The 2828-nt window shown below is 39.6% G+C and carries 2 protein-coding genes; both read right to left on the bottom strand.

Translation table 11 applies throughout. The annotated features are described in order from the left end of the window. Positions 1-157 precede the first annotated feature (157 nt). A complete protein-coding gene (locus tag PLK24_RS10285; RefSeq protein WP_324478841.1) occupies positions 158-1669 on the bottom strand; it encodes an FGGY-family carbohydrate kinase in 1512 nt (503 codons plus the stop codon). 41 nt (positions 1670-1710) lie between these two features. Further along, positions 1711-2682: a sugar phosphate isomerase/epimerase family protein gene (locus tag PLK24_RS10280; RefSeq protein ID WP_324478839.1), complete on the bottom strand. Its 972-nt coding sequence runs from the start codon at positions 2680-2682 to the stop codon at positions 1711-1713. Positions 2683-2828: the final 146 nt, after the last annotated feature.

Raw genomic sequence — 2828 nt, 5'->3', positions numbered from 1 at the left:
GGCAGGGTCGTTTATCCTGCTATCGTGAATTGGAACCTGTGACAAGATTAAACCATCCCAAAATAAGTTTATTCTTGTGAACTTACTCCATCTACCAAACCGGAAAACTATATTTTTTTACTTTTCCATCTCCATTATCAATACCAATCACTTTTCTTTAATTTTTATAAATACATTGTTTAAGAGCTGGATATAAGTGTTTATAAACTTCATATTTTTCCAGGTACCGATTGGCGTTGGTTGGATTTGGTTCATATACTTGTTTTACCTGGACAATCGAGTTAACTAATGAAGAAAAATCCTCAATATTTTCTCTGGCTTTTCTTCCTAATAAAGCCGCTCCTAAGCAAGCAGCTTCGGAAACATTCAGGGTTTCAACTGGCAGGTTATATACATCAGCTTTAATCTGTAACCAATGTTCATTTCGTGCTCCTCCACCAATCGCACGTAAAGCTCTCACCTCAACTCCAGCATTTGAAAGTAACTCAAGATTAAATTTCATCTCCAAGCTAATTCCTTCTAAAAGAGCTTTCACCACTTCTTTATTGGTAGTTTGGAATTTTAATCCAACAATCATCCCGCAAGAATTCGTATCAAAATATGGGGTACCAGTGGTGGTAAAATGAGGGAGGACATAAAGGTTGGTTGGATCTTCTGGTAGTCCATCAAGAATGAGGTCATAAACATTTTTTTGAAGGAGTCGTGATTGTTCTTTTTCCAAGCCAGCGAAATTATCCCGATACCAGCGGAGAAGCTGCCCGCCGGTAAAATTATAAACTAAAGTGATAAAAAGATCGGAAACCGAATGATGATAACAACAAAGATTGTTTTCTCTCATCAAAGGTGTTAACACTAATTGAGAGATAGCCGGTGCTATACACTCCACGGTTCCGGTGGCATCCATTGCTAAATAAGGTCGAATGACGCCTGCTCCCAAAGCTCCTGATGGTTGGTCGTGAGCGCCACAAGCCACTAAGACTGGATGTGGCCATCCCATCTTTTTTCTGAAGGCCTCAGAAACAAGACCTATTGCTTGCCCTGATGGAAAGGGTTGGGCTAATTGATTCTCGTCAATCCCTGCTATATCTAAAATTTCTGACGACCATTGAGCTTTTTTTACATCAAACATCATAGTTCGACCCGCTAAAGAATAATTCATGGCTGGTTTTAATCCCAATCGGAATACAATAAAATCTTCGTAGCAAAGAAAATAGCGGGCTTTTGAAAATATATCGGGAGTATACTTTTTCCACCAAAGAATTTTATTAATCGTTCCAATCCCCGAGAGAGGCATTCCGGTAATTTTAAAAAATTTCTCTTCTCCCAGCTTTTCCTTCCAGAATGGAACGAACTCATCACCTCGCTCGTCAAAGGTTACCATGCTTCTTGCTAGGCAACCACCTTTTTCATCAACCGGAATGACCGCTTCGCCTTGTGCAGATATAGCTAAACTTACTGGGTAATCACCTCGATAGAAATTGGATACCTCCTGTAAACAATCTTCAACGGAACGAAAAACTTCGTCAGCATCCAATTCGATCCATCCCTGATTCAGTTGATATAAGGGGTATTCTCTATAGGCTTGGGCTACTGTACGACCCTCTTCATCAAAAGCGATCACTTTGCAGCCAGTTGTTCCAACATCAATACCCAAATAACTCAAATCCACTCACCTCTCCTATTTAGAAAATTCAATTCACCAATTCTTATTTATAATAAGCTTCCTATGTAACGCATTGCTTCAAGGGAATTTGCTTCTTTTTGAATTTGGTGAAGCGTCTTGAGATCAATCTTATTAACTACCTCTAACATATATTGAATATTTTCAATACTAAAGCGGCAGGCTTCAGCAGAATCCTCTCGATAAGGGAAAATGTCTAAACCCAACCATCCTTCATAACTGGATAAATTCAGGTAATAAATGAACTCGAGGGTTTCCCAGAAATGAACTGATCCAACCGCCATATCATCATCCCAATCCCGATAATTATCATTAAGATGAAGAACAAATAATTTTTCAAATTTATCCAAAAGAGCAACCACATTAGCCGGTGATTCTTTACAGTTGAAAGAATGACCTAAATCAACCGTTACCCCTACATTGGAACATCCAGTGGCATGAGAAAGATAGAGGGCTGTTCCCGAAGAATAAATTGTTGAATGGGTCCGAGGTTCACGAAGCTTATATTCAAGGCTAAGACGTACTCGAGGATTATGTTGGGCAATTTCAATCAATGCTTCAACTAATAAATTCCATTGTGCAACATAATTAATCTGAAAAGGATAATCAAAACCATCCTGACCTGGCCAGAGATTCATTACACCCGCTTCCAGATACTCAGCAATATCCATTGCTTTTTTGGAATAATCGATTGCCTTTTTTCTTAATTCGGAATCTTCTGACATCAGACTTCCCCGGGCAAAAATTGGATCACTAAACAAATCCACATCACAACAGGCTAATTTTAAGCCCCGATCTTGGAGTGCTTTTTTAACAAAATCGACGTTATTTTCATTAAGTGGTTGAGGATAATGCATCATTACGCCAGTGAGATTAGGAACCGCAGCGATTCGATCTAATGACTCTTCGATGTTCCCACCTGATTTGTATCCAGTTACACAAAACCGATCGGGGGTCGCCCCAAAAACCCATATACCGGTGGAAAATCCTTTACTTTTCATTGACTTTATCCTCCTTTTGTTTCTATCCTGATAATATAAAATAATTTTATGTTACCATCATCCTAAGCGGTGCTTTCCCGCGTGAGGATCCCATCTGGCGCCACCGGCGTCATCCTGAGGCTTCGCTTTATGAAGCCGTGAGGATC

The organism is Atribacter sp. (assembly GCF_035418125.1).
Classification (GTDB): Bacteria; Atribacterota; Atribacteria; order Atribacterales; family Atribacteraceae; genus Atribacter; species Atribacter allofermentans.
Note: the sequence above shows the minus strand (reverse complement) of the source record. Positions and strands in the feature narration are given on the sequence as shown.

Coding starts and splice junctions, on each gene's coding strand:
- PLK24_RS10280 (WP_324478839.1), bottom strand. CDS start 2,682: ATGAAAAGTAAAGGATTTTCCACCGGTATATGGGTTTTTGGGGCGACC.